Origin of the sequence: Hymenobacter glaciei, from assembly GCF_039539585.1 — a bacterium.
Lineage (GTDB): Bacteria > Bacteroidota > Bacteroidia > Cytophagales > Hymenobacteraceae > Hymenobacter > Hymenobacter glaciei.
The window spans coordinates 263618-289682 of sequence record NZ_BAABDK010000035.1; the positions used below are offsets into that span (position 1 = coordinate 263618).

Consider the following 26065-nt stretch of genomic DNA (forward strand, 5'->3'; position numbering starts at 1 on the left):
GGCGCGGTAGAGATGCTTCGACTACGCGGACGCCAGATGAGCATGACCGTTCTAACTAAAGGGAATGCTCCTCCCCTACCAGAACTTCACGTACAGCGCCGTGAGCAGTAGCATCGTAATCACAATCAGCGTGAGCGTTTGCTTGCCCACGCGGAACATGCTGGAATCGAGCTGGATGGCGCGGGCGTTCACGACCGGGCCGGCCAGGCTCACACTCACCATCAGCACCATCGTGATGGCAAACGACAGGCCCATGCAAATAAGGAAGGGGATTTCGTACGTGCCGGCGCCGTTGCGGAAGGCGGTGTAGAGCAGCGTTTCGGGGCCCAGCACGGCGGGCGCGTAGTTGTTGAAGAACACCGACAGCGCAAAACCCGCCAGAATGCCCACGATGCCGGCCGTGGCCGTGGTGCGCTTCCAGAACATGCCCAGCAGGAACACCGCCAGAATGCCGGGCGAGATGAAGCCCGTGTACTTCTGAATGAACTGGAAGCCGCCCTCGCCGCCGATGCCCAGCAGGTCCTTCCAGGTGAAAGCCACGCTCAGCACCACGGCCGCCAGAATGGTGAAACGGCCCACCAGCACCTGCTTCTTCTCCGAAGCATCCTTGTTGAGGTAGCGCTTGTAGATGTCGAGGGTGAAGATGGTCGAAATCGAGTTCACCTTGCCCGCCAGCGAGGCCACGATGGCGGCGGTGAGGGCAGCCATGCTCAGACCTTTCAACCCGTTGGGCAGGAAGGTGAGGATGGCCGAATAGGCGTTGTCGGAGTTGAACGCGCCGGTGCTGGCCATCTCGGCCTGCAGGCTGCCGTTGCGGTAAAGCACGTAGGCGGCAATGCCGGGCAGCATCACAATCACGGGCATCATCAGCTTGAGCATGCCGGCGAACAGGATGCCGGTGCGGGCCGTGTGCAGGTCGGCTCCCAGCGCGCGCTGGGTGATGTACTGGTTGCAGCCCCAGTAATTCAGGTTCACAATCCATTGGCCGGCGAAGTACATGGCGATGCCGGGCAGGGCCAGGTATTTGTCGACTTCCACCTGCGGCGTGGCCCCAGTGGGCTTGTCGAATATCATCCGAAAATGGTCGGGCGCTTTGTCCATCAGGGCATTGAAACCGGAGATGGCTCCGCCGCCCAGGCCGAACTTGGTGCTCACCAAACTCAGGGCGATATAGGTCGTGACGAGGCCGCCCACTACCAGCACGACCACCTGCACCACGTCGGTGTAGCCCACCACCTTCATGCCGCCAATGGAAATGAGCAGCGCAAACAGGGCCAGCAGGATGATGATGGTGTGGAAGCTGTCGCCGCCCACGAGGTTGCTGAGCGCCAGCGCGCCGAGGTAGAGAATGGACGTGAGGTTGACCAGCACGTACAGAAACAACCAGAAAATACTCATAATCAGGCTCAGCGTCGAGTTGTAGCGCTGCTCCAGAAACTGCGGCATCGTGAAGATTTTATTCTTCAGGTACACCGGCATGAAGAACACGGCCACGATGATGAGCACCACGGCCGCCACCCACTCGTAGGCCGCCACCGCCACGCCCACCTTGAAGCCCGAGCCCGACATGCCGATGAACTGCTCGGCCGAAATGTTCGAAGCAATCATGCTCGCGCCAATAGCCCACCACGTGAGCGAGCCCTCGGCCAGGAAATAGTCTTTGGTGCTCTGCTCGGCCTTTTTCTTGCTCTGGTAAATGTAGAAGCCGTAGCCCGACACCCCGATGAGGTAGACGAAAAAGACCAGCAGGTCGAGCGTGGTAAGGTTGTTCCGCATGGGAAGGGTTTGGGTGGGATTTATAAAAGAACGTGTAGGGGCGGGGCTTGCCCCCACCCGTCGTTGCACGAAATCATTGAGACCGTGCAAACATCCGGGCGGGGGCAAGCCCCGCCCCTACTTCCGCTTTAGCGACCGCTAAATGCCACTTCGTTGTAGCGCAGCTCATTTTTGAAGGTCCGCAGCTTGGTATCCGCGTCGATAATCACGAACTCGATGCCAGCCATTTCGGCGAAGTCTTCGAGGTATTCGGCGGTCAGGTTCTGGCTGTAGCCGGTGTGGTGGGCGCCGCCGGCCAGAATCCAGGCGGCCGCGCCAGTGTTCAGGTCGGGCAGCACTTTCCAGAGCACGCGGGCCACGGGCAGCTTGGGCAGGTCTTGGGCGGGCAGCACCGCTTCCACCTCGTTCACAATCATGCGGAAGCGGTGGCCCAGGTCCACGATGGTGGCGTTCAGGGCCGGGCCGGCGGGGCAGTTGAACACCAGGCGGGCCGGGTCGGCCTTGCCGCCGATGCCCAGCGGGTGCACCTGCACCTTCACCTTGCCTTCGGCGATGCTGGGGCAGATTTCGAGCATGTGCGAGCCGAGCACCTGCTCGTTGCCGGGCTCGAAATGGTAGGTGTAATCCTCCATGAAGGAGTTGCCGCCGGCCAGGCCCGCGCCCATCACCTTCATGGCCCGCACCAGCGCCGAGGTTTTCCAGTCGCCCTCGCCGCCGAAACCGTAGCCTTCCGCCATTAGGCGCTGGGTGGCAATGCCGGGCAACTGCGCCATGCCGTGCAGGTCCTCGAAGGTATCGGTGAAGCCGATGGCTTTGGTGTCCTGCAAGAACTTGCGCATGCCGACCTCGATTTTAGCGGCTTCGCGCAGGCTTTCGCGCTGGGCACCGCCAGCTTTCAGGTCGTCGGCCAGGTCGTATTCCTGCTCGTAGGTGGCCAGCAGCGCGTCTACGTCGGCATCAGCCGAGGCATTGATAACAGCCACCAAATCACCAATACCATAGGTGTTCACCGAGTAGCCAAACTTGAATTCGGCCTCCACTTTATCGCCTTCGGTCACGGCCACGTAGCGCATGTTGTCGCCGAAGCGCACGATGCGCGCGCCCTGCCAGTCGGCCCAGGCGCAGGCCGCCCGCGCCCAGATGCTGAGGCGCTCGTGCACGTCGGCGCTCTGCCAGTGGCCCACCACCACCTTGCGCTTCAGCTTCAGCCGCGCCCCGATGAAGCCAAACTCGCGGTCGCCGTGCGCCGACTGGTTGGTATTCATGAAGTCCATGTCGATGTCGGCCCACGGAATGTCGCGGTTGAACTGCGTGTGCAGGTGCGCCAGCGGCTTTTGCAGGATTTTCAGGCCGTTAATCCACATTTTGGCCGGCGAGAAGGTGTGCATCCAGGCAATCAGGCCCACGCAGTTCTCGGTAGTATTTGCCTCGCGCACCAGTTGGGTGATGCCATCCGGGCCCGTCAGCACGGGCTTGTACACGATTTTGATGGGCAGCGCCGAGCCCAGGGCTTCGGCAATCTGCTGCGAGTGCTGGGCCACCTGCTCCAGCGTTTCGGGGCCGTAGAGGTGCTGGCTGCCGGTGATGAACCAGGCTTCGTAGTGGGTGAGGTCAATCATAATGTAGCGCGGACTTTTAGTCCGCGTTTGGGGAGGTGAGGGGGGGGGGGTTCAGACGCAAACGCGGACTAAAAGTCCGCGCTACTGTTGCCCATAGTAGGATTTCGCGCCGTGTTTGCGCTCGTAATGCTTGGTAATCAGGGCATCCTTTAACCGCTCCACGCCGGGGCGCAGCGTGCAGCTGAGGTAAGCCAGGCAGGCCAGTTCTTCGAGCACGGCGCTGTGGTACACGGCCTTTTCCACGGTTTTGCCCCAGGTAAAGGGCGCGTGGTTGCCCACGAGAATCATTTCGACTTCGCTGGGCGAGAGGCCGCGCTTCTCGAACTCGTTGATGATTTGCCAGCCGGTCTGGTGCTCGTAGTCGCCGGCGATGAGCTCGTCGCTCATGGGCGGGGCGCAGGGCACGTCCACCGTCAGGTGGTCGGCGTGGGTGGTGCCCAGAATCGGAATATCGAACTGCGCCTGGGCCCAGGCTGTGGCGTAAGTACTGTGCGTGTGCACGATGCCGCCAATCCCGGGCCACTGCTTGAAGAGCAGCGCGTGCGTTTTAGTATCCGACGACGGCCGTTTGCTGCCCTCCACCGCGTTGCCCTCAAAATCGACAATCACAATGTCTTCGGGCGTAAGCGTGGCATAAGGCACGCCGCTGGGCTTGATGGCGAACACGCTCCGCTCGCGGTCGACCACGCTGGCGTTACCGAAGGTGAACAGCACCAGCCCGAGCTTGGGCAGCTGCATGTTGGCCTCGTAGCAGGCTTGTTTCAGGGCTTGGTATTGACTCATGGGTTAGTTGTCAGTTGCTCGTTGGGGCAGAACTGCCGGTCCGACCGCCTTAGGCGGTCCGACCGGTTATCGTTGGTGCGTCGGCGTTCTCACGGCAACCGGTCGGACCGCCTAGGGCGGTCGGACCGGGGCAGCCGGTTAGTGTTGCGGTAGCGATGCTTCGACAAGCTCAGCATGATGCTCTTCCTTGCCGGAGGTGCCAAGCTCATGCCCTACCGTGGCCTTTTCCACGAACTGGCCGAAGGCCTGGTACTGGGCGTAGCGGGCGGCGTAGTCGGCTACGCGGGCGGGGTTGGGCGTGTAGGTTTCGGCGAAGCCCGAGCCCATGGCCTTCTGCGCGGTCGTCACGTCGGGTTGAATGCCGGCGGCCACGGCGGCGTAGATGGCCGAGCCCAGCGCAGGCGCCTGCTCCGACACGGCGATTTTGATGGGCCGGTCGAGCACGTCGGCCAGCGTCTGCATCACAAAGCGCGACTTTTTGGCCACACCGCCGATGCCGATGACCTGCTTAATCGGAATGCCTTCACTTTCAAACCGCTCCACAATCTGCTTCGAGCCGTAGCAAATGGCCTCCACCAGCGCGCGAAAAATCTGGGGCGCGTTGGTGCCCATCGTGAGGTTCATTAGGGCACCTTTCAGGGCCTGGTTGGCATCGGGGGTACGGCGGCCGTTCACCCAATCGAGGGCCAGCACGGCCGATTCTTCGGGGTCGATGGCAACGGCCGCGTCGCTGAGCTGCACCAATAGCGCGTCGCTCATTTCCTCGCGCAGAGCGGCCTGCAATTCCGGTGTCAGCACTTTGGAATGCGACAGCACGTGGTGCAGGGGCCACTCCACGATGTTGCGGAACCACGCCAGCAAATCGCCGAAAGCTGACTGCCCGGCCTCCAAACCCAACATGCCGGGAATCACCGAGCCATCGACCTGCCCGCAGATGCCGGCTACGAGGTGGTCGCCCACTTCAGCGGTCGGAGCCACCACGATGTCGCAGGTGCTCGTGCCCATCACCTTCACCATCGAGTAAGCCTCGATTTCGCCCGCCACCGCGCCGGCGTGGGCATCGAACGAGCCCACAGCTACCACTGTGTCGGTAGTCAGGCCCAGGCGCTGCGCCCACTCTTCGGAGAGGTGGCCGGCGACCTGGTCGGCAGTGTAGGTTTCGGTGAATAATCGATTGTGTAAACCAGCCAGCTGAGGTTCGAGGTGGGTGAGAAACTGCTCGGGGGGCAGGCCGCCCCAGCTCTCGTGCCACATGGCCTTGTGGCCGGCGGCGCAACGGCTGCGCCGGAAGCTGGCGAGGTCGCCGCCAGTCAGCAGCAAGGTCAGCCAGTCGCAGTGCTCCATCCAGGAATACGCGGCGGCAGCCACGGCCTCATCCTCGCGCAGGATGTGCATGATTTTCGCCCAGAACCACTCCGACGAGTAGATGCCACCCGCAAAGCGGGTGTAATCCTCGCCGCCCCAAGTGCGGGCTTTGTGGTTAATTTCGGCGGCTTCGGCCAGGGCCGTGTGGTCTTTCCAGAGCACGAACAGCGCGTTGGGGTTCTCGGCAAACTCGGGCAGCAGGCCCAGGGCCACGCCTTCGGCGTTTACCGGGCCGGGCGTGCTGCCGGTGGTGTCCACGGCCAAACCCACAATCTGGGCGGCGGGCACCTGCTGCGCCACCTGGCGCACGGTGGCTTCGAGGCCTTCGATGTGGTCGAGCGGGTGCTGGCGGAACTGGTTTTTGGCGGCGTGGCAGTAGCGGCCGGCCTTCCAGCGCGGGTAGTAGTGCACGGCCTGAGCGATTTCGGCTCCGGTACGGGCATTCACGAGCAGCGCCCGCACGGAGTCGGTGCCGTAGTCGATGCCGATGACGTAAGCGGTGGTTTGTTCTTGCACGTTAGTTATCAGATAATTAAGTATAAAGAGAACCGTCATGCCGAGCGCAGCCGAAGCATCTCGCGTGCAGCAGTAATCGATGCCATTGCAACGATTCGAGCGAGATGCCTCGGTCTCTGCTTGATGCGCAGAATTCTCGGCATGACGTTCTGGAGTCGTTCTACTTCCGCACGCCGAACTTGTAGGAGCTCACCGAATGGAAGGTCTCGCCCGGCTTCAGCACAGTGCTGGGGAACTTGGGCTGGTTGGGCGAGTCGGGGAAGTGCTGGGTTTCGAGGCAGAAGCCGGCGTGCTTGCCGTACACAGTGCTGTTTTTGCCGGTGAGGGTGCCGTCGAGGAAGTTGCCGGTGTAGAACTGGATGCCGGGCTGGTCGGTGGTGACTTCCATGGTACGGCCCGAGGCAGGGTCGTACACGCTGGCCGCGGCGTGCTGACCGGTGGCGGTGTTCAGAATCCAGTTGTGGTCGTAGCCGCCGGACACCTGCGCAATGCGCTCGCCAATGGCGTGCGGCGTGGTGAAATCGAAGGGCGTGCCCTTAACGGCCTTCAGCTCGCCGGTCGGAATCAGGCCGGCATCGACCACATTGTAGCGGCCGGCGGGCAGAGTCACTTCGTGGGCCAGAATGTCCTTGCTCACGCCGTGGCTCAGGTTGAAATAGGCGTGGTTGGTAAGGTTGACGACGGTGGCCTTGTCGGTGGTGGCGGTGTAGTCGATTTGCAGGGCGTCGTCGTTGGTGAGAGTGTACACCACGGTCACGGTCAGGTTGCCGGGGTAGCCTTCTTCGCCGTCCTTGCTTAGGTATTTCAGCGTGAGCGTGGGACCGGCGGGCGAGGTACCGGGCGTGGCTTCCCACACGCGCTGGTCGAAGCCCGTTTTGCCACCGTGCAGGCTATTCACGCCGTTGTTGGTGGGCAGCTGGTAGGCTTTGCCATCGAGGGTGAATTTGCCCCTGGCGATGCGGTTGCCGTAGCGGCCGATGAGCGCGCCAAAGTAGGGGTTCGACTTGCGGAACGCCGCACTCTGGTATCCGCTCACGTTGTCGAAGCCGAGGATTACGTCGCCCAGCTTGCCCTCCTTATCCGGCACCAACAGGCTGGTGAGGGTGCCCGCGTAGTTGCTGATGGTGGCCTTGAGGCCGTGGGCGTTGGTGAGCGTAAAAAGCTGCACCTCGGTGCCATCGGTGGTTTTGCCAAAGGAAGCGGCTGTGGGCATGGCAGCGGATTTCGTTTGAGTGGAATTGGCGGCTGCCGAAGCCGCCGCGCCAGTTGCGGCTTGGTCGGCAGCAGTGTTGTTGGCCCCGCAGGCGGCCAGCGCGAGTAGGCCGGAGCAGGACAAAGCCAAACGCCCCAGACGGAAAGAGGTAGTCATCGAAAATGAAAAAGATTACGTGGACATTGGAAGTAAAACCGGCTGCGCTGCCCTTACAGCACCGTTAGCTTCTGGGTGAGTTGGCCCGTTCCGATGCGCACACGCACCAAAAACAGACCTGTGGGCAAGCCCGCATCCACCGCCAGCTGCGCCGAGGGGCGCGCCACCGTTTGGCGATACACCACGCGCCCCCGCACGTCCAATACCTCGACCGTCACGGCTTCAGATGCTTTCCGGGCGCTGAGGTCCACCGTGAAGTTGCCCGCCGGCGCGGGGATGGGGAAAATGCTCACGCCCGGCAGGCCCTGGCCCGCAGCCGTGGCCGTGGCGCCGGCCGTGGGCGTCAGAAACCAGCGCTGGCAGGCGCAGCCGTTGTAGTCGAACAGCGCCAGCTGCGTGCCGGGGTTGGCCGAGGCAGCGGGCACCTCCACCACGCGGTTGCCGTTCAGCGAGGCAAACACCAGGCTGCCGTCGTTGGCCCGGTCCAGGTGGTACTGCTGGCAGTCCTGGTTGGTGTAGGGCTCCAGATCAAGCAAGGCCCCGTTGGCATCGGAACAATAAAGCACGCTGGCCGCCAGGCCGCCGAGCGCGCTCGTGACTTTGTAGTCGCCGTTGCCAAGAGCCGTGAAATCCCACTGCTGGCAGGTGCCGCCCGTGCGGGTGGCCTGCGTAATGGCCTGCCCATTGGCGCCGGTGCAGCCCTGCGACTGCCACACCAGGCTGGTAGCGGCCGGGCCCGTGGCCACGGTGTAGCGCACAGCGGCGCCGGCCACGGCGGGGGCATTCAGCCAGTCGCGGCTCACCACGGGCCAGTCGGTGGCGTCCCAGGTCAGCTTGGCCAAGCCAAGCTTGGGGGCTCCGCCGTCGTACGAGTCGTAGTAATGGTGCGAGAAGTAGGCCACGCCATTTTCCTCAAAAATGCCGGTGTGGCCCGGCCCGCGGTAACGGCCCAGGGCGCTGAACAGCAGGGTGCCGCCCCCGTTGTTCAGGTCTGCGCCGCTTTTGTCGAGGAAAGGCCCGGTGGGTGAAGCCGAGCGGCCCACCAGAATGCGGTAGGTGCTGCTCGAGCCCTGGCAACACGTGCCCCGATTAATGAACAGGTAGTAGAAAGCACCGCGCTGCTTCACATAGGCCGCTTCCACGTCGCCGTTGGCCACGGCCGTTTGGGGTGCGCCCGCCACGGGCTTGCCCGTGGCCGCATCGAGCTGAATGATGCGGATGCCGCCAAAGAACGAGCCGTACGCCATCCAGAGGTTGTTGCTGGCGTCGCGGTAAATGGCCGGGTCGATGGCGTTGACGGCGCTGCCGTTGTTGGTCGAAATCACCTCCCCTTCGTCCACCCAATTGTAAGCCGGGTTGTTGGGGTCCAGGGTTACGTTGGTGGCCAGCCCGATGGCCGACACCTTGGAGCCGAACGTGGAGCAGGAGTAGTAGAGGTAGTATTTGCCGTTTTGAAACACGCACTCCGGGGCCCAGAAAACGCCGCCAAAACCGGGCACCTTGGTGTTTATCCAGCCCGGGTATGCGTTGTTCGGAAACACCTCCCGGGGGCCCGGCGTCCACTTCACCAAATCAGTAGAGTAAAGGCTGTAGATGCCCTGGCCAGTAGCAAACGTCCAGTACGTGTTGCCGCTTTTGATGATGGTGGACGGGTCGTGAATGCCTGGGAAACCTTGCAGGGCCTGCGCGGGACCAGCCCAGGCCATGGCCACCAGCAGGAACAGGCCCAGCAGGCAGCGGCGCAGCAGCGGCCAACGGCACGGGCCGGGCGCAAAAAGAGAGGCAGTTAACATGGCGGGAAGCGGAAGAGGACGGCGTTGAAAAACAGGTAACTATTCGCCCGAAGGCTTGAGAATGTCGGTGTTGATGGGAACCGGCACGCCAAAGTTGGGCGAGCCGTCGGCGTTCCAGGCAAACTTTTGCATGCGCGGGTTGCGCTTCTCCACGCAGCCTTCGCCGGGGTTGGAGTTGGCGTGGTAAATAATCCAGTCTTCAGTCCCGTCTTTCGACTTGAAGAACCCGTTGTGGCCCGTGGCGTAGGCGCGGCTGGCCGGGCGCTGCGAAAACACGGGCGTGGTCGATTTTGTCCAGGAGCTCAGCAGCATGGGGTCGGCGGTGCTGCTGGCCGTGAGCAGGCCCAGGGCGTAGTCGTCGGTGCCGCAAAAGCTGGCCGAGTACACCAGGAAGGTCTTGTTGTCGTGCTTGATAATTTCGGGCCCCTCGTTCACAAAGGGCGGGCCCACGTTTTCCCAGGCGTACTGCGGGCGCGACAGCTCCACGCGCGGCCCGGTCAGCGTCCAGGGGTTGGCCATGCGCGAGATGTAGATGCGCTGCACGCCGTCGATGCCGTTGTGGCCCGACCAGAGCAGGTAGCGGTTGCCGTTTTGCTCCAGTACCGTGGCGTCGATGGCCCAAAAGTCTTCGATGGGGTTAAAAATGCGGCCTTTGTCGGTCCAGGTCCCCACGGTGGGGTTGGCGTTGGCGTTTTCAAGCACCCAGGTGCGCTGCAGGCCCAGGTTGGTGCCGGTGGGGCCAGCCGTGTAGTAGAGGTACCACTTGCCGTCGAGAAAATACAGCTCCGGAGCCCAGAGATTGCCCGATGCCGCGCCGTTGGCGGGCGGCGTCCAGACCACGGTGCTGGGCGCACTGCCCAGGCCCGACATGGTGGCGGTTCGCCAGATGGCCAGCCGGTCGTTCAAGGTGTGCAGATAGTAGTAGTACCCATCTTTTTGGGCCACAAACGGGTCGGGGCCGCTGGGCAGCAGCGGATTTTGAAAGGTGGTGCTGCTAACCTTGGGCGGCGGCGAGGCCACCGGCGGCACCGCCGTTTTGGTTCTACCGCAGGCAAGGTTGCCCAATAGCACCACGGCCAGCAGCGTACGGCGGGTAAACTTGCAGAGGTTGCGCATGCGTACGTTCCTGTTTTTTGATATTGTGTCGAGGGCGTTTGAGGCAGAAGAACCGCCCCGGGTTGCAGTCCGGAACGGCTTTCGGCTCACCACTCATTTTCAAATTAGTAGCCCGGGTTCTGCTTCAGGGCCGGGTCGATGTCCAGGTCGCGCTGCGGAATGGGCAGCAGCTTCGATATGCCCAACCGGAAGTTGGTGAAGTCGGAGTCGCGGGTTTTCAACTCGTCGATGCCGGCCTGGGTATCCATCAGGCCGTAGCGCAGAATGTCGAACCAGCGCGTGCCTTCGCCGGCCAGCTCCCGGGCGCGCTCGGTGCGGATGAGCTGGCGCAACGCCTCCTGGGTGAAGGTGCCGGCCAAGGGGGCGAGGCCCACCGAGGGGCGCTGGCGCACCCGGTTGATGAGCGGCAAGGCGGCGCTCAGCTGGTTCAGCTCCGTGAGGGCTTCGGCGTGCATCAGCAACACGTCGGCGTAGCGAATCACCCGGTGGTTGATGCCCGAGGTGAAGTTTTCGTCGGCACGGGTCCGGTCGTTGAGGTACTTGCGCCAGTACTGCTGGTTGGGGTTCCAGCCCCATTGGGCAAAGGTTTTGCCGTAGAACCGGTCGGGGTTGCCGGCGTGGATGATGCAGATGTCGCGGCGCGGGTCGATGAGGTGCTTGGTGCTGCTGCCGGGCGCAAACGCCACCGTCGAGTCGGTGTAGGCGTTGAGCAACCAGCGGCGCGGCTGCACGTCGGCGAACGTGGGGCCGGGAGGGCCAAAGAAGTTGGGGCGGTCGTGGCTTTCCGACGCCGACGCATTGTCCTGCCCCTGCCCTACTTCCAGCACCGCGCCCGTGAACTGCACTTCAAACACCGACTCCGCGTTGTTCTCGTTGGTGTCGGTGAAGTTGTCGAGGTAGTTCGGTACGAGGCTGTACTGGTTGTCGGCGGCAATTTGGGCAAACAGCGCCGCGGCTTCGCTGTACTTTTTCTGCTGCATGTACACCTTAGCCAGCAGGGCCTGCGCCGAGCCTTTGGTGGCGCGGCCCTTGTCGGCGGCGCCGTACGACAGCGGCAAATCCGGAATGGCGGCCAGCAAGTCGGCAATTACCTGGGCTTCGCCCTGCGCAATGGTGCCCTGGGGGGCGCGGGTGGCCACCGTGGGCTCCACCGTTAGCAGGGGTACATTGCCAAAGAAATACACCAAATCGAAGTACGACAATGCCCGCACGAACCGGGCCTCGGCCACCAGCCGACTCCGCAGCGTAGCGTCCATCTGAATGCCGGGCACGTGCGCCAGCACCTGGTTGGTGCGGTAAATGGTGCGGTAGTAGTCATTCCACGCGAATGAGGAAATGAAGAAGTTGTTGTCCGGCGTGATGAAGCGCGTGAAGTTGGCCAGTTCCACAAAGGGGCTTTGGCTGTACGACTCGTCGGAGCGGTGGGCCATGAAGTGCCAACTGCGGTAGTAGCAAGCAAACTGCTGCAGGCCCGAGTAGCAGGCGAATACCCCTTTCACGGCATCGTCCTGCGTTTTCCAGAACTGGTCGGTGGTTGGGGCGTTGGGGTTGGGTTGGTCCAGCAGGTCCTTCTGGCAGCCCACCGCCGTGAAAAGGCTTCCCGCCAGCAGGAGGGCAGCTATTTTATTAATTTTCATGTCAGGGAGAAAATACGGTTGGAGGAGCGGGGCCGGCGCGGGCCGTCCCCGGTTCTGATTTAGAAGTTTACCTGCAGGCCGCCGGTGAAGCTGCGCACGTTGGGGTAAGAGCTAACATCGACGCCGCGGCTGAAGAAGCCCGTGCCGGTAATCTCCGGGTCGAAGCCCGTGTATTTCGTCCGGGTGAATACGTTGCGGCCGGTTACGTACACCCGAACACTACCCAGGGCGGACATTCTGCTGGTCAGCGTTTTGGGCAAGGTGTAGCCCAGCTGCACGTTGCGCAGCCGGAGGTAGGAGCCGTCTTCCAGCCAGCGCGTGGTGTTGAACAAAGCGTTGGAAGCAGCGGCCAAGCCCAGGTTGCCAACTCCCCCGCCCTGCAGCAGGCGCGGCGTGGTGGTCGAAGGGTTGTTGGGGCTCCAGGGCGTTACGTCGGCGTTGTAGTTGTTGGGGCCGTTGTAGCTCTCCAGGTCGCGGCGTGCTTGGTTGTAAATTTTGTTGCCGCTCACCGCGTTGAAGAACACCGACAAGTCAAAGCCTTTGAAGGCGGCGTTCAGGTTCAGGCCCAGCAGCAGGCTGGGGATGGACTTGCCCGCAAATACGCGGTCGGCGTTGTCAATCTTGCCGTCGTCGTTCACGTCGGTGTAGCGCACATCGCCGGCCGAAGCGTAAGGCTGGATGACGATGCCCTTCGAGTTTCTGTAGCTCGCCACCTCGTCGCTCGATTGGAAGATGCCCGCGAACGGAATCAAGTAGAACTCGCCCAGCGACGTGTCCAGCTGCGAGCGGGTCACTCCTTCGCCGCCGCCAAACGTTTGGTTCTCCACCGGCACGGCCGTGATTTTGTTCTTCACGGTGGTCAGCGTGAAATCGGCCCCGTAGGTGAACGCGCGCTTGGTGTCGTGGTAGCCCAGCGCCAATTCAAACCCGCGGTTCTCGATGTTGCCCGCGTTTTGGAACAAGGCCTGGCCGAAGTGGCCCAGGTACGTGAGCACCTGCACCGGCGCCAGGGCATTGCGGGTTTCGGACACGTAGTAGTCGGTCGACAGCGTGAGCCGGTTGTTCAGCACGCTCAGGTCCACGCCAAAGTTTCGGGTGTACCGGTCTTCCCACTTGATATCGGGGCTTGGCAGGGCCAGCTGCGAAGCGCCGTTCACGATGGTTTGGCCGGTGCCAATCACGTAGTTCACGTTTTGGCCCACAATGGGATAAGGCAGGTAGCTACCGCCGTAGATGCCGCCCAGCGCATCGTTGCCGTTGGAGCCGTAGCTGGCCCGCAACTTCAGGTTGTTCACCGCCGGCAACGCGTTTTTGAAGAAGTCTTCCTCGCTGATGCGCCAGCCGATGGATGCCGCACCGAAATTGCCCCAGCGGTTTGCCGGAATGAAGCGCGACGACCCGTCGCGCCGGCCGCTCACCGACAGCAGGTAGCGGTTTTTGTAGTCGTACGTGGCTTGGGCGAAGTACGAGCGTTTGGTGTACTTAAACGACGAGCCTTGGATAACCCCCTTGTCGGGGCCGGCGCTCAGCTCAAAGTAATACTGCGGCGACGAAGTAAAGCCCTGGGTACCGGCCTGCACATTGTGCTGCTGGTAAGACTGCTCCGAATAGCCCGCCAGTGCATTCACGCGGTGGTCGCCCAGCTGCTTGTTGAAATTCAACGTGTTTTCGCCCATCAAAAAGACGTCGTTCCCCAAAAACTCATTCAAGCCCGAGGTATTGATGCGGGTATTCTGGCGCAAAATGCCGGCCTGCTGAGCATCGGCGTTGCCGTAGACGTGCCCGTCCATGGCCACGTTTAGCCGGTAGGTGAGAAAGTCGAAGATGGAGAAATCACCGCTGATGTTGCCTGCCAGGCGGTTGTCGGACTGCGTCCGGCGCAGCAGCTGCTGCGCCCCAATCGGGTTGGTGGCAAAGGTGTTCAGGGCCGTCGAACCCGTGCCGAACCCGCCCTGGTTGGCTGCGTCGTACACCGGAATGCTCGGCAGCATAATCAGCACGTCGATAAACGGCGCGCCGTTGAGCAGGGTCGCATTGAGGTGGGTGAACTGCACATTTTCCTGAAACTTAAACCGGCCCCGGGTCAGCCCCGAGTTCAGGCGCAGGCTGTAGCGCTGGAAGTCGGGTCCTTTCACGATGCCTTCTTGGTGAAAGTATTCGCCGGAAATCAGGAAGTTGGAAGCCGACTTCTCGCCGGTATTGCCGCCCGAGAACGACAGGTTGTAGTCCTCGACTTTGCCGGTCTGGAAAAATTCTTTCTGCCAATCGGTGTCGATGTTGGGGTTAAACGCGCCACCTGGCCCTTTCACGGCCCCCGCCAAGCTGTTCTGCCCGTTGTTCAAGGGGTTCAGGCCGGCGTTGGCGTAGGCCACCACGGCGCGGTCGGCCCACTCGCTGGCATTGGTCAGGTTATAGCGCTTGTACACCTGCTCCACGCCCCGGTAGGCATTGAAGCCGATGGAAGGCGTGCCGGCCCGGCCCTTTTTCGTGGTAATCTGCACCACCCCATTGGCTCCCCGCGACCCGTACACGGCCGTGGATGAAGCATCTTTCAGCACCGTCAGGCTCTCGATGTCGCTGGGGTTCAGGTCGCGGATGTTGTCCGTCCACAAGCCGTCAATCACGTACAGCGGCGCGCTGCTGGAGTTTCCGAGCGTGCCGATGCCGCGCACGTTCACGATGGGCGCATCGCCCGGGGCTCCGCCGCCCGTCACCTGCACGCCCGGCAGGCGGCCTTGCAAGGCCTGGGTAGCGGTAGCAACCGGCGCTTTGGTGGCCTCGCTCACATTGAGGCTGCTCACGGCGCTGCTCACGTTCTGGCGGTCCTGGGTCAGGTAGCCTACCACCACCACGTCGCTCAGTGCCTGGCTATCCACGGCCAGCGTCACATCCACGCTGGAGCGGCCACTCACCGGTACTTCCTGGCTGGCGTAGCCCACGAAGGAAAACACCAGCGTGGCGCCCTCGGGCGCGTCGATGGTGTAGCGGCCGTCGGCATCGGTCTGGGTGCCTACGCTGGTGCCTTTCACAATCACGTTCACGCCGGGAATGCCCGCGCCGCTGGCATCCACTACGCGGCCGGCCACGCCGGCCGCCGCAAGCGCCACCTCACGGGTGGCCGATGGCGCCGCCGCTGCGGCCAGAAGCGGCTGCAACGGCAGGCAGCAGATAAGGGCCGGTAGCGTTATTCGGCGCAGGTTGGGTACGGGCTTTTTCATAGACGAAAAAAAGTGGGAATTCTCGGGCAACGGCAATACACAATCGTTTGTGCGATGCAAGCTACACAATCGTTTGTGTATTGCAATAAAAAAAGTGTGATAAATGGCCTGATTCTCCGAAAACATTGATTTGAGGCCAAGGGCCACGGTGCTTGCCCGAGCAATCGCATGGTTAAAAAAGGCCTCGAACAGCCCCAATGCAGGTTCGTTGCAGTGGGCAAAAAAACCCTCATTGCCAAAGGCAATGAGGGTTTTTGTGAGGCGTATTGGGCTCAGGTATTTGCTTGTATCCGTCGAACGGCTCTGGTGAGGCAAAGCTTTCTAAAGAATGAAGCTGTTTAGAAATTCAAGATGAGGCATGACGTTCTGATTGATTTTGGCGACTTTATGAACAGCTTCAATAGCAGCATCTCACCATTTGGCACAGCAACACTAGCTACGAAAGTCATGGATAAGTTAGCGCTCACCCGATGCTATTCTAATAAGTTGCACTGAGCTACCTCAATGAAGTTTCCTCCAACTCCTCAGCGATGCTGGCAAACTGCGCCAACGCGGCCTGCAGGTTCTCCGTGATTTCGAGGGCCAGCACATCGGGCGCGGGCAGGGTGGCGCTGTCCTCCAGGGCATCGTCCTTGAGCCAGAAAATGTCGAGGTTTACCTTGTCGCGGGCCAGGAGCTGGGCCAGGTCGTAGCGGTGGAACTGCTCGGTTTCCTGGCGCTGGGCGCGTTGGCCGGGCTGGCCGTAGCTCTGGATGAAGTCCTGCAGGTGGGCCAGCGTGAGCGGGTTGCCCTTGGGGGTGAAGTGCTGGTTGGTGCGCAGGTCGTACACCCACATTTCCTTGGTCTGAGCCTGCTCGGCGGCCGCACGCTTCTCAAAGAAGATAACGTTGGCCTTCACGCCCTGGGCGTAGAAGATGCCCGTGGGCAGACGCAACAGGGTGTGCACATTGCAATCCTGCAGCAGCTTGCGGCGGATGGTTTCGCCGGCTCCGCCTTCAAACAGGACGTTGTCGGGGAGCACCACGGCGGCCGTGCCGCCCACCTTGAGGATGGTGTAGATGTGCTGAACGAAGTTGAGCTGCTTGTTGCTGGTGGTGGCCACGAAGTCGGTGCGCTCGTAGCTGAGCGTATCCTTGCTGGTCTGGCCTTCCTCACTCATCACCGTGATGCTGCTCTTCTTGCCGAAGGGCGGGTTGGCCAGGATGAAGTCGTACCGGTCGCCGGGGTCGGCGAGCAACGAGTCCTGGTTTTTCACCGGGCTTTCCGTCGAGCCCACGCCGTGCAGGTAGAGGTTCATGGCGGCCAGGCGCACCACCGAGTCCACGATGTCGGTGCCGTGGAAGGTGTGGTCGCGCAAAAACTTGAGCTGCTCGCGGTCCAGGTCCTTGCCGTAGGTGTCCACGAGGTAGTCGCGGGCCACCAGCAGGAAGCCGGCGGTGCCGCAGGCCGGGTCGCAGATGGTCTGGCCCGGCGTGGGGGCCACGGCCTCTACGATGGCCTGGATGAGCGGGCGCGGCGTGAAGTACTGGCCCGCGCCGCCTTTCACGTCCTCGGCGTTCTTTTGCAGCAGGCCTTCGTAAATCTCGCCCTTCACGTCGAAGCCCAGGCCCGACCAGTTTTCGCGGTCTATCAGGGCCAGCAGGTGCTTGAGGCGGGCGGGGTTCTGAATCTTGTTCTGGGCCTTTTTGAAGATGACGCCCAGCATGCCGGGCTCCTTGCCCAGGTCGGTGAGCAGGTGGCGGTACTGCACTTCCAGCGCGTCGCCTTCGAGGGCACGCAGGCTGGCCCAGTCTTTTCCCTCGGGCACAGCGGGGGCGTTGGGCGCGCCGGCCTGCTCGTCGGCCATCTTCAGGAACAGCAGGTAGGTGATTTGCTCGACGTAGTCGCCGTAGCCCACGCCGTCGTCGCGGAGCACGGTGGCGTAGCCCCACACGCGTTGAACAAGGGACTGGGCAGTGGCATTAAGGGTGGGTTGGCGCATGAGTAGGAGAATTACCGAAAGGAGTTACCGCGTAGTTCGGGGTGACGCCGAGGATTTATTGGACGTTTATTCAACACTTGTTGAACATGCAAGAAGACAAGAAAGCCTTTCTGGTTATCTGTAGGCTGTTTCGCTACCGAGTTTATTCAACAGTTATTATTTTTTAGCCACCAGCGAATACCGGCGGTTGCGGTTGGCCCCGCTGGTTTCGACTAAGCCGCTCTGCGTCATTTGCAGCAGCTGCCGCCGCAGAAGGTGCGCCCCAAGCTCTTCGCCCAGCCGCTTGTGCATTTCGGCCAGCGAGCTGTCCGGATAGGCGCGAAGGTCTTCCGTCAGTAAGGCGCGCAACAGATGCGGCTCGATTGTTTTGAGCGTAGGCTTTACCTGCAGGTCGGCCGCTGCGAACACCTCGGGGTTGATGACGTACTCGGTGCCTTTGCGGGTGCCTTGGGTTTGCACGATGTTCCAGTCAACCAGGCGGCCCACCCAGGAGCGGGTGCGCTCCTCTTGCCGCAATTGCAGCGCCTGGCTGAGCGCCGTGGCACTCAGGCGACGGTGCTGCGCTAACAGGCCCAGCACAATGGTTTCCTTCTGGCTGAAGATGTAATGCGCGCTCAGGTAGTCGAGCAGGCGCAGTGTATCGGGGTCGGGGCGCTGGGCGCGCAGGGTCACGCGCAGGCTGGTGCCCGTGTCGTCCACGTCGGGCAGGGGCTTGGCCTCGCGGCTGAGCTGCTGGTAAATCAGGTCGTAGCCCGAGCCTTCGCCCTCCATCAGGCCGGTGGCCTCGAAGGTGAGGGCCAGGTGGGGGTTGCGCCGCAGGCGCTCGTGCAGGATGGTGGTGGGCGTAACGCCCAGCGGCAGCCCGCCGGGACTGGTTATTTCGACCCGGTCGGGGTAGGCCTGAATGAATACGTCGGTGGCCGTGGTGTACAGGCGGTGCGCAAAGGCATTCACCAGCAGCTCGCGCAGCACGGCGGGCGGGTAGTGCGGCACCAGGCGGCGCGTGAGGCCCCAGGGGATTTCGTGCGAGTAGTGCAGCTCCACGGCCTGCGCCAGCACGTCTTCCAGCAGCTGGGCGGGGTTGAGGTGGTGGTCGAACCAGGTTGCCTTGCGCACCTTCTGCTCCAGCTGGTCATACACGACATACTGCGCCATGAGGCCATAGCTGAGGCGCGCGCGTTGGGCGGAAGTGCCCAGCCACAATACGCCCAGGTGGGTGGCCACGCCGTGGTCGTCTACCAGTCGGTAGTAGTCCAGCAGCTCGGTGTCGGATTTGGCCAGCACGAAGGCGCTGGCTTTGCCGACCGTGCGCACCCGGTCCACAAAAAAGCGGATTTCGGCCGGCGACAAATCTTCCCGGCGCACGTTGGGCACGGGCCGGATTTCCCACTGCAGGCCCGATTTCTCAAACACGAGCCGGCGCAGGTCTTCGCCCGACACGGGCTGGCACTGGTCGCTGAAGCGGGCATACGTGCGGCCATCGGCCGTGGTAGCCACTACGTGCAGCGACGGGCTCACCGTCACCTCCAGATACTGCCCGCCGTTAGGCGCGGTCAGCAGCACGGCGGCGCCAAAGCTGACGTTGCGGGACTTGGTGCTAAGCTTCTGAACGAGCTTGTGCACCTCGGCCGCGTCAAGCTGCTGCCCAGCCGGGGGAAGGTCGTCGCCGTCTTCGAGGCCGATGAGCAGCGTGCCGCCCTGGGCGTTGGCCAGGCACACGCAGGTCTTGGCCAGGTCGCTCAGGTCGGCCGTGGGGCCGAACGCCTTGCGGTAACTCTTCTTCTCAAACACTTGCCCTTCGCGCATACAGCAGCTTTAAAACCCTAAAGTAGCTTGTTGGGCAATGGCCTTGGGCTGGCGCCCGCGCCCGGCCTTGCCCTTGGCCGGGGCCGCCCCTGCCGCGCCTTCCCGCAGCCGGGCCAGTAGGGCGGCGGCCGGCTCGTCGGTGGCATCCTGGGGCACGAGGCGGCCGGTGAAGGCCCGGTGCAGCAGGCTCTGACGTAGGCGCTCGGCGCGTTTCAGCTCGGCGGTAAGGGTCTGACTCAGGACATCGAGCACGGTGAGGCGGCGCTCTACTTCGGCTACGATTTCGGCTTGCTCGGCTAGGGGCGGAAGGGGAACGGCTGTTGCTTTTATCAAACTCAGGTTCAGATTTGGCTGAACTCCACCTGATGACAAACGCCGCAAATCATCGTAATTCTTCTCAAAAAACAGCTTAACCATTTCCTTCGCATCCATCGCGGCATCATCGAAAATCAAGGCTGCACAAGCCTGATTAGTAGCAGCTGGGAATGTCAGTTCAGAAACTTTGCCTCGCGTTTTGCCTTCGCCATACATGGCCACCAAAAGGGTGCCGGCGGGAAAGACCTTAGCATTGGTTTCTTCGACTGCCAATTCTGTAATGAATTGTTGCGTTTCGCGGATGAATAGGTTGTTCAATGCTCCGCTAGTTACCCAAGGAACGGTGCCTTCTGAGTGATAAAGCGGGTTGCTTTTTAAGGGTGTTGCACCTGTTCCAACGGAAACCAGTTGCCCCACACTCGCCCACGCCCACCCCGCCGGCAGCTCCGGCAGCTCGCTCGTGTCGGGGGCTGCGGGCTCCTCGTATTTCTTCTTCCAGGCATCGTTGAGCGGGAGTTGCCCGCCGCGCTTGGCAGATTGGGCGGCTTCCCACTGCGCCCGGCGCTCGGCGCGGAGGCGGGTGAGCAGGGCGGCCCCGGTCTCGGTGGGGGCGGGATGGGCCTCGCGCCAGGCGCGGGTGAGCTCGCCAGTCACGGCCGCGTGCAGCACCGATTGGCGGTAGCGCTTGAGCAGGGCCTGAGTGCGGCGCACGGCCGCCACGCCCGCATCGAGCCGGCTGAACAGCTCCTCCAACTTCGCCACGATGCGGCGCTGCTCGGGCAGGGGCGGGACAACGACATCCAGCGTGGCGAGCTTTCCAGTCGAAACGTTAGAAATATTAGTCGTAGTCGATGCAAAGCCTCGAATAGCTTCTTGCGTTGAGGAAGCCGATAGGTAATGGTAAAAGAACTTGGCGTCAAAAGGGGCTTTCACCCGAAGTAAGGATATGAAAGCACCTAAGGTCGATTCGTAAGGAATGGCATGAACTTGCGCAACCTTACCCACAAGCTCGTAGCTATTTGCAGTCGAAATAAGAATGTCTAACGGTTGGACAATCTGGTCTTCTCTTTTCGCATACTGACGTGGGATAAACCACAAGTCTCCCCATTCAACCTCTTTCTGGACGTTTGTAGTGCGTAGACAAGCCAAATAACCTTCTGCCGGGGCGTGGGCTTTAACTTCTTTAGGAAAAGCAATGCCCCGAACAGGTAGCATGACTTCATCAAGCTTGGCAGTTTTCCAGCCCTGCGGCAATTCCTGTTCTTCGTTCATTCGATAGTATTAGCCGGCGTGAGGACCGACAGGTTGTAGGCTATTTTTTAAAAAGGCAGAAATACCCTACAAGTTTGTAGGGTATTTTTTGTGATTGGGAAAATACCCTACACCGCATGAGCTATGCTTATGCGGCCAGGGCCTCGTTCAGCTCATCCACAATGGCCTGCAAATCGGCCCCGAACACCTGGCGGGCGCGGCCGTAGCCGCCCAGGTCGATGAAGGGCGGCAGGGTAAAGTCTTCGGCCTCCACGCTCAGGGAGGTGGCCACCTTGTCGCGCATCAGGCCCAGCCAGTGCTGCTGCTCGGGGCTGAAGGCGCGGCCGGCCTGCTGCTGCCGGGCGAGCCAAGCCCCAAACCGCTCCTCCACCGTGAGGGGGTAGGCGGTGAGCGTCTCGGTCTGGTGCAGGGCGAAGCGCACCAAGCTGATGAGGTTGGTGAGCAGGGTGCGGGGGCCGGCCCCGCGCACCCGGGCCTTTTCGAGCTGCTCGTAGGCGTCCCAGAGGTGCTCGGGCGTCAGCTGGGGGTTGTCGAGGCGCAGGGCCAGGGCCAGCTCCCGAATCTGGGCAAACGTGACGGCCCGGCGGGCGTAGGGCTGGTTGTGCAGCAGCTGCAGGGCCGTAATCTCGTCCTTGTGCGCCGCGATGAAGGCCTGGAACTTGTCGATGCGCGCCTGGGCCAGGGCCGCCTGCGCGGCCTCGGGCGAGGTCTGGCTTTCGAAGCCGGCGCGCAGCACCTGGTCTTTGCTCACGAGGTCAATCACGAGGTCGTGCTGGGCGTGCACCTTGGTGAGCAGCGTGCGCAGGGCCGGGTCGTCAAAAAGGTGTACGGCCCGCTCGGTGAGGGCCTGCGTGGCCTCCTGCCAGTGGGCATCGGTGGGCTCATCGAGGGCGCTGCCCGGCTCGCCGGGGGCGGGCAGGCCGGCGGCGTGGGCTTCGGCGGTAGCCACGCGCTGGGCCTCGGCCTCCTGGCGCACGGGGTCCACGGCGTCGTAGAGGCGGGCGGCGAGCTGCTGCACGGTGGCCGCCCCTTGGGTGTGGGCGAGCACAGCCGCCCGGTCGTCGGGCGTGAGCTGGCGGTCGAGCCGGGCCAGGCGGGTGGCCAGGCTGCGCAGCTGGGCGGGCTCGTGGTTGCCGAGGGCCACGGCGTGCAGCAGCTTCTCGAAGCCCAGGCCGCCGGGCTGGCGCTCCACGCTTTCGGTGTCCTTCTTCGCCGAGTCGGTCACGCCCACGGCGTCCACGATAACGAAGCGGGTTTTGGCGCCGGCGTCGCTGGTCACCGCCTCCAGGTCGGAGGGGGCGATGACGCGGGTGCCGCGTCCCTTCATCTGGTCGAAATACACCCGGCTGCGCACGTCGCGCAGAAACACAAGGCACTCCAGGGGCTTGATGTCGGTGCCAGTCGAAATCATGTCCACCGTCACGGCCACGCGGGGGTTGAAGTCGTTGCGGAAGCGCTTTATCAGCTCGTCGGACTTCTCCTCGGCCGCGTAGGTTATCTTCTTGCAGAACTCGTTGCTCTTGCCGAACACCTCGCGCACCAGGTCCACGATTTCGTCGGCGTGGTGGTCGCTCTTGGCGAATATCAGCGTCTTGGGCACGATTTCGCGGCCCGGAAACAGCTCCGTAAACAGGCGGGCCTTCCAGGTCTCCAGCACCGTCCGAATCTGGTCGGGGGCCGTCACCGAGCGGTCGAGCTGAGTGCCGGCGTACACGAGGTCGTCGTCCAGGGTTTCCCAGCGGCGCTTGCGGGTCTGGCGCTCCATGCGCTTGATGGTGCTGCCCTTCTCCACGCGGCTGCCCCGCGCCGTGATTTCGGTTTCGATGCGGAACACGTCGGAGCCCACGTTCACGCCGTCCACCACGGCGCGCTCGTGGCTGTACTCCATCACCAGGTTCTGGTTGAAGAAGCCGAAGGTTTGCTTGGCCGGCGTGGCCGTGAGGCCGATGAGGTGGGCGTCGAAGTACTCGAGCACCTGCTGCCACACGTTGTAGATGGAGCGGTGGCACTCGTCAATCACCACGAAGTCGTAGCCCTCGGGCGGCACGGCCGGGTTGTAGGCCACCTCGCGGGGCCGCTGCGGCGCGTCGCCGTTCAGCTCAAAGCCCGACCGCTCCTCGTTGCCCGCGTCGAACTCGGCCTCGCCCCGCAGCATGGAGTACAGCCGCTGGATGGTGGTGATGGTGACCTTGCTCACCGTGTCGAGCTGGTTCGAGGTCAGGTGCTGCACGTTGTAGAGTTCCGTGAACTTGCGCCCGTCGTCCGGCGCCGTGTACTGCTGAAACTCCTGCAAGGTCTGCCGCCCCAGGTTGCCCCGGTCCACCAGAAACAAGATGCGCTTAGCCCCCGCAAACTTAATGAGCCGATAAATGAACGACACCGCCGTAAACGTCTTGCCCGAGCCCGTCGCCATCTGAATCAGTGCCCGCGGCCGGTCGTCCTTCAGGCTCACGTCCAGGTTGCGCAGGGCTTCAATCTGACAGTCGCGCAGCCCCGCCGTGGTCACGGCCGGCAAGGTGCGCAGCCGCGCCCGCAGCGTGTGCAGTTGCCGGGTCCAGTCGCGCAAAGTCTCGGGCCGGTGGAAGCCGAACACCGGCCGCGAGCGCGGCTCCGGGTCGCGGGCGTCGGCAAAGCGGATTTCCTGCCCGTTGGCCTCGTAGCCGAAGGGCAACTGGTCGGCCACGCGCTGGGCGTGTTTGGTGGCGCTGGCCTGGTAGCGGGCGGTCTGCTCGGCCACGGCCGTGAGCGAAGTGCCTTCCTTCTTCGCCTCCACGATGCCCACCAGCTTGCGGTCCACAAACAGGGCATAGTCGGCCGGGCCGGAAGCGGTGGGGTATTCCCGCACCGCCACGCCGGGGCTGGCGCCCAGGTTCAGCAGCTTATTGTCTTGCACCGCCCAGCCGGCGGCGGTTAGTTGGGCATCAATGAGTTGACGGGCGTGCTGTTCGGGGGTAAGCATGAAGCGGTAGAAGAGGCGGCACTAATGTACGCTGCCGACAGAGTCAGGCAGAATATTTAAAGGCCTTAGGCATGCCTAAATTTTTACGCTTGGAGACGCTTAAAAATACCAATAGGGTGGGGCAAAACGGGGGGCCATAAAAAACAAAACCCTCATTGCACCATGCAATGAGGGTTTTTGTGAGGCGTATTGGGCTCGAACCAACGACCTCCACCGTGTCAGGGTGGCGCTCTGAACCAACTGAGCTAACACCCCAGGTCGGGCAGCCGGCCGAAGCCGCTGCCGCTTCAAAGGTAGTGCACCAATCCGATGGGTGCGTAATCATCCGCATTTTTTCGTGTGGCGGGGCAGCCGTGGGCAACCTTCTGGCCCCGGCAAAGTATAGGGCAAAACAGAAATAATTATCGTTCCCTGCTCAGGCGGCTTCCGCCATCGCCCCTTTTCCTCTTTCACCCATGAAAAAGACTCTTCTATTTTTGTTACTGGGCCTTGCTTCCAGCACGGCTGCCTTCGCCCAAGCCCGTCCGGGCGGCTCGATGAGCTCGAAGGACTACACTGGCGGCAAGACCACCGAATCGGGCAACACCGGCTTTGGGGTAAAGGGCGGCTACAACTTCTCGCGGCCCTACGGCGAAGGCCTCACCAACGTCTCGGCCTACCATAACTTCCACGCCGGTGTGTACGGCCAGTTTGGCTTCAACAACTTCTCGTCGGTACAGGTCGAGCTGCTGTATAACCGCAAGGGCTACAACTCCGACATCAACGGCCTCACCAGCCCGCCCACCGTCACCAACAAAACCACGCGCCTCGACTATGTTGAGCTGCCCGTTTTGTACGTGGCCAACATCACCGACAACTTCAGCGTGCACGTAGGGCCGCAGGTGTCGTTGTTGATATTGGCCAAGCAGGGCGACTCGAACCTTGGCCTCTCCGAGAAGGGCTTTAATACGGTTGATTACGGTGGCATTGTGGGTGCTTCCTTCCGCGTGGGCCCGGCCCAGCTGGGAGCGCGCTACGATTTGTCGTTCGGCAAAATCTTCGACACCAGCAAGTCGTATCCCAACGTGAACGGCGGCAATACCTCGGGCACGCCACCTTCGGTGCACAACCAGGTGGTGCAGTTGTATGTAGCCCTGGGCTTGCGTCAATAACCAAGTACCGCTCCCGATAGTATATGCAGGAGGCTCCCCGGGGCCTCCTGTTTTTTTTGGCCCAAGTGGTGGGCGGCATCCTCTTACTCCTATGAAAAAACCAGTTCTATTTCTTGCCCTGGCGCTGGCCACCGCGACGCAAGCCCTGGCGCAGAGCGGCATGAGCTCGAAAGACTACGACAACGGCTCTACCGGCACCGAGTCGCGCAACACCGGCTTCGGCATTAAAGGCGGCTACAACACGTCGAACATCAATGGCAGCGGCGCCGACCTGTTTCCCAACAAAAATTCATTCGCCGCCTTCAATGCCGGGGTCTACGGGCAGTTTGGGTTCAGCAATTTCGCCTCGCTGCAAGTCGAGGCGCTCTACATCCGCAAGGGCTACCACACCGATGCCGGCACCACCAGCACGGGCACGTCCTACAGCGCGCACGACACCCGCCTCGACTATTTCGAGCTGCCGGTATTGTTCGTGGGCAACATCACCGAAACCCTGAGTGTGCACGTGGGCCCGCAGATTTCGGTGCTCACCAAGGTGCTGAACGATGGCAAAAACCTCGACCTGAATGCCAACGGTTACAACACGCTCGACTACGGCGTAATTGGCGGGGCCGAAGCCCGGCTGGGCCCGGCCCGCCTGGGCGTGCGCTACGACCTGAGCCTGGCCGACATCTACAAGACCGGCGCGGCCGTGCAGTACGGCAACACCGCCCTCACGGTAACCGACGGCAAGGTGCGCAACCAGTCCATCCAGGTGTACCTGGGCATTGGCTTCCGCAGGTAGCGCATGCTGCTGGCCCTGCCCGCTGCCGACGTTGCGGTCCTGTTTATGCGCCGCGAAGTGCTGCTGGGTCGGGGCCTGGCCCTGCTCGCCGCCTGGGTGCTGCTGAACCTGATTGGCAGTGGCTACTACCTCGCCCACGCCGACCGCCGCCAGGAAGCATTCCACTTCCACGGCATGAACGTGCTGTGGAACCTGGTGAACGCCGGATTGGCGGCCTGGGGCATTCTGCGCCTGCATTTCAGCCCGCCGGCGGGCCTGGATGCGGCCGAACTGCTGAACAGCCAGCACTTCTACGAAACGCTGTTTGCTGTGAATGCAGGGCTGGATGTGCTGTACGTACTGGCCGGCAGCTACCTGCGCCGCCGGGCCACGCGGCCTAACCAAACCCGGCCGGAGCGCCTGCTGGGCTATGGCCGCTCGTTGTGGGTACAGGGCGGGTTTTTGCTGCTGTTTGATGGCGTAATGTGGGCCTTGCTGCACTGGCTGGCGCGTGGCTGGCCGCCGTTCGTGGCGTAAGTAATTGGACAGTGCTTTTTTCGGACAAACAACCAATCACAGCAATTAGCTTTATTTTTAAAAGGCATCATCCGTGGTAGGGCGACGAA

General features: G+C 62.3%; 16 protein-coding genes and 1 tRNA gene. 3 read left to right on the forward strand and 14 right to left on the reverse strand.

Annotated features, from left to right (window positions below):
- Nucleotides 1-75 precede the first annotated feature (75 nt).
- From ABD837_RS24495 to ABD837_RS24560, 14 genes are all read right to left on the reverse strand, one after another.
- The gene (locus ABD837_RS24495; protein ID WP_345059851.1) at nt 76-1776 is read right to left on the reverse strand and encodes a sodium:solute symporter family transporter; all 1701 of its coding nucleotides are present in this window, start codon (nt 1774-1776) and stop codon (nt 76-78) included.
- A 128-nt stretch (nt 1777-1904) separates the two neighbouring features.
- The gene (gene araA, locus ABD837_RS24500; RefSeq protein ID WP_345059853.1) at nt 1905-3395 is read right to left on the reverse strand and encodes an L-arabinose isomerase; all 1491 of its coding nucleotides are present in this window, start codon (nt 3393-3395) and stop codon (nt 1905-1907) included.
- 81 nt (nt 3396-3476) lie between these two features.
- A complete protein-coding gene (locus ABD837_RS24505) occupies nt 3477-4178 on the reverse strand; it encodes an L-ribulose-5-phosphate 4-epimerase (RefSeq protein WP_345059855.1) in 702 nt (233 codons plus the stop codon).
- A gap of 138 nt (nt 4179-4316) precedes the next feature.
- The gene (locus ABD837_RS24510; RefSeq protein ID WP_345059857.1) at nt 4317-6059 is read right to left on the reverse strand and encodes a ribulokinase; all 1743 of its coding nucleotides are present in this window, start codon (nt 6057-6059) and stop codon (nt 4317-4319) included.
- A gap of 160 nt (nt 6060-6219) precedes the next feature.
- Complete coding sequence (locus ABD837_RS24515; RefSeq protein WP_345059859.1) at nt 6220-7428, reverse strand: aldose epimerase family protein; 1209 nt, start codon at nt 7426-7428, stop codon at nt 6220-6222.
- A 53-nt stretch (nt 7429-7481) separates the two neighbouring features.
- Nucleotides 7482-9221, reverse strand: a complete 1740-nt coding sequence (locus ABD837_RS24520) for a family 43 glycosylhydrolase (protein ID WP_345059861.1) — start codon at nt 9219-9221, stop codon at nt 7482-7484.
- Between the two features lie 39 nt (nt 9222-9260).
- The gene (locus ABD837_RS24525) at nt 9261-10337 is read right to left on the reverse strand and encodes a glycoside hydrolase family 43 protein (RefSeq protein WP_345059863.1); all 1077 of its coding nucleotides are present in this window, start codon (nt 10335-10337) and stop codon (nt 9261-9263) included.
- Between the two features lie 104 nt (nt 10338-10441).
- Nucleotides 10442-11974, reverse strand: coding sequence for a RagB/SusD family nutrient uptake outer membrane protein (locus ABD837_RS24530; protein ID WP_345059865.1), 1533 nt, complete (start codon nt 11972-11974; stop codon nt 10442-10444).
- 59 nt (nt 11975-12033) lie between these two features.
- Nucleotides 12034-15192, reverse strand: a complete 3159-nt coding sequence (locus ABD837_RS24535) for a SusC/RagA family TonB-linked outer membrane protein (RefSeq protein ID WP_345059868.1) — start codon at nt 15190-15192, stop codon at nt 12034-12036.
- A gap of 496 nt (nt 15193-15688) precedes the next feature.
- Nucleotides 15689-17173: a class I SAM-dependent DNA methyltransferase gene (locus tag ABD837_RS24540; RefSeq protein ID WP_345059871.1), complete on the reverse strand. Its 1485-nt coding sequence runs from the start codon at nt 17171-17173 to the stop codon at nt 15689-15691.
- Nucleotides 17174-17329: 156 nt separating this feature from the next.
- Nucleotides 17330-18979 (reverse strand): ATP-binding protein, encoded by a 1650-nt coding sequence (locus ABD837_RS24545; RefSeq protein WP_345059874.1) that lies wholly within the window; start codon nt 18977-18979, stop codon nt 17330-17332.
- A 9-nt stretch (nt 18980-18988) separates the two neighbouring features.
- Nucleotides 18989-20566, reverse strand: coding sequence for a restriction endonuclease subunit S (locus ABD837_RS24550; RefSeq protein ID WP_345059877.1), 1578 nt, complete (start codon nt 20564-20566; stop codon nt 18989-18991).
- A 127-nt stretch (nt 20567-20693) separates the two neighbouring features.
- Nucleotides 20694-23525, reverse strand: a complete 2832-nt coding sequence (locus tag ABD837_RS24555; protein WP_345059880.1) for a type I restriction endonuclease subunit R — start codon at nt 23523-23525, stop codon at nt 20694-20696.
- Between the two features lie 180 nt (nt 23526-23705).
- Nucleotides 23706-23780, reverse strand: a tRNA-Val gene (locus ABD837_RS24560).
- A gap of 200 nt (nt 23781-23980) precedes the next feature.
- On the opposite strand from ABD837_RS24560, the gene ABD837_RS24565 reads away from it, so the two are divergent.
- The 3 genes from ABD837_RS24565 (at nt 23981) to ABD837_RS24575 (ending at nt 25976) form a co-directional block, all read left to right on the forward strand.
- A complete protein-coding gene (locus ABD837_RS24565) occupies nt 23981-24676 on the forward strand; it encodes a porin family protein (RefSeq protein ID WP_345059883.1) in 696 nt (231 codons plus the stop codon).
- A gap of 91 nt (nt 24677-24767) precedes the next feature.
- Entirely contained in the window at nt 24768-25460 is a 693-nt protein-coding gene (locus ABD837_RS24570; RefSeq protein ID WP_345059886.1) for a porin family protein, read from the forward strand.
- A 3-nt stretch (nt 25461-25463) separates the two neighbouring features.
- Nucleotides 25464-25976: a DUF6992 family protein gene (locus ABD837_RS24575; protein ID WP_345059889.1), complete on the forward strand. Its 513-nt coding sequence runs from the start codon at nt 25464-25466 to the stop codon at nt 25974-25976.
- The last annotated feature ends 89 nt before the right edge of the window (nt 25977-26065 follow it).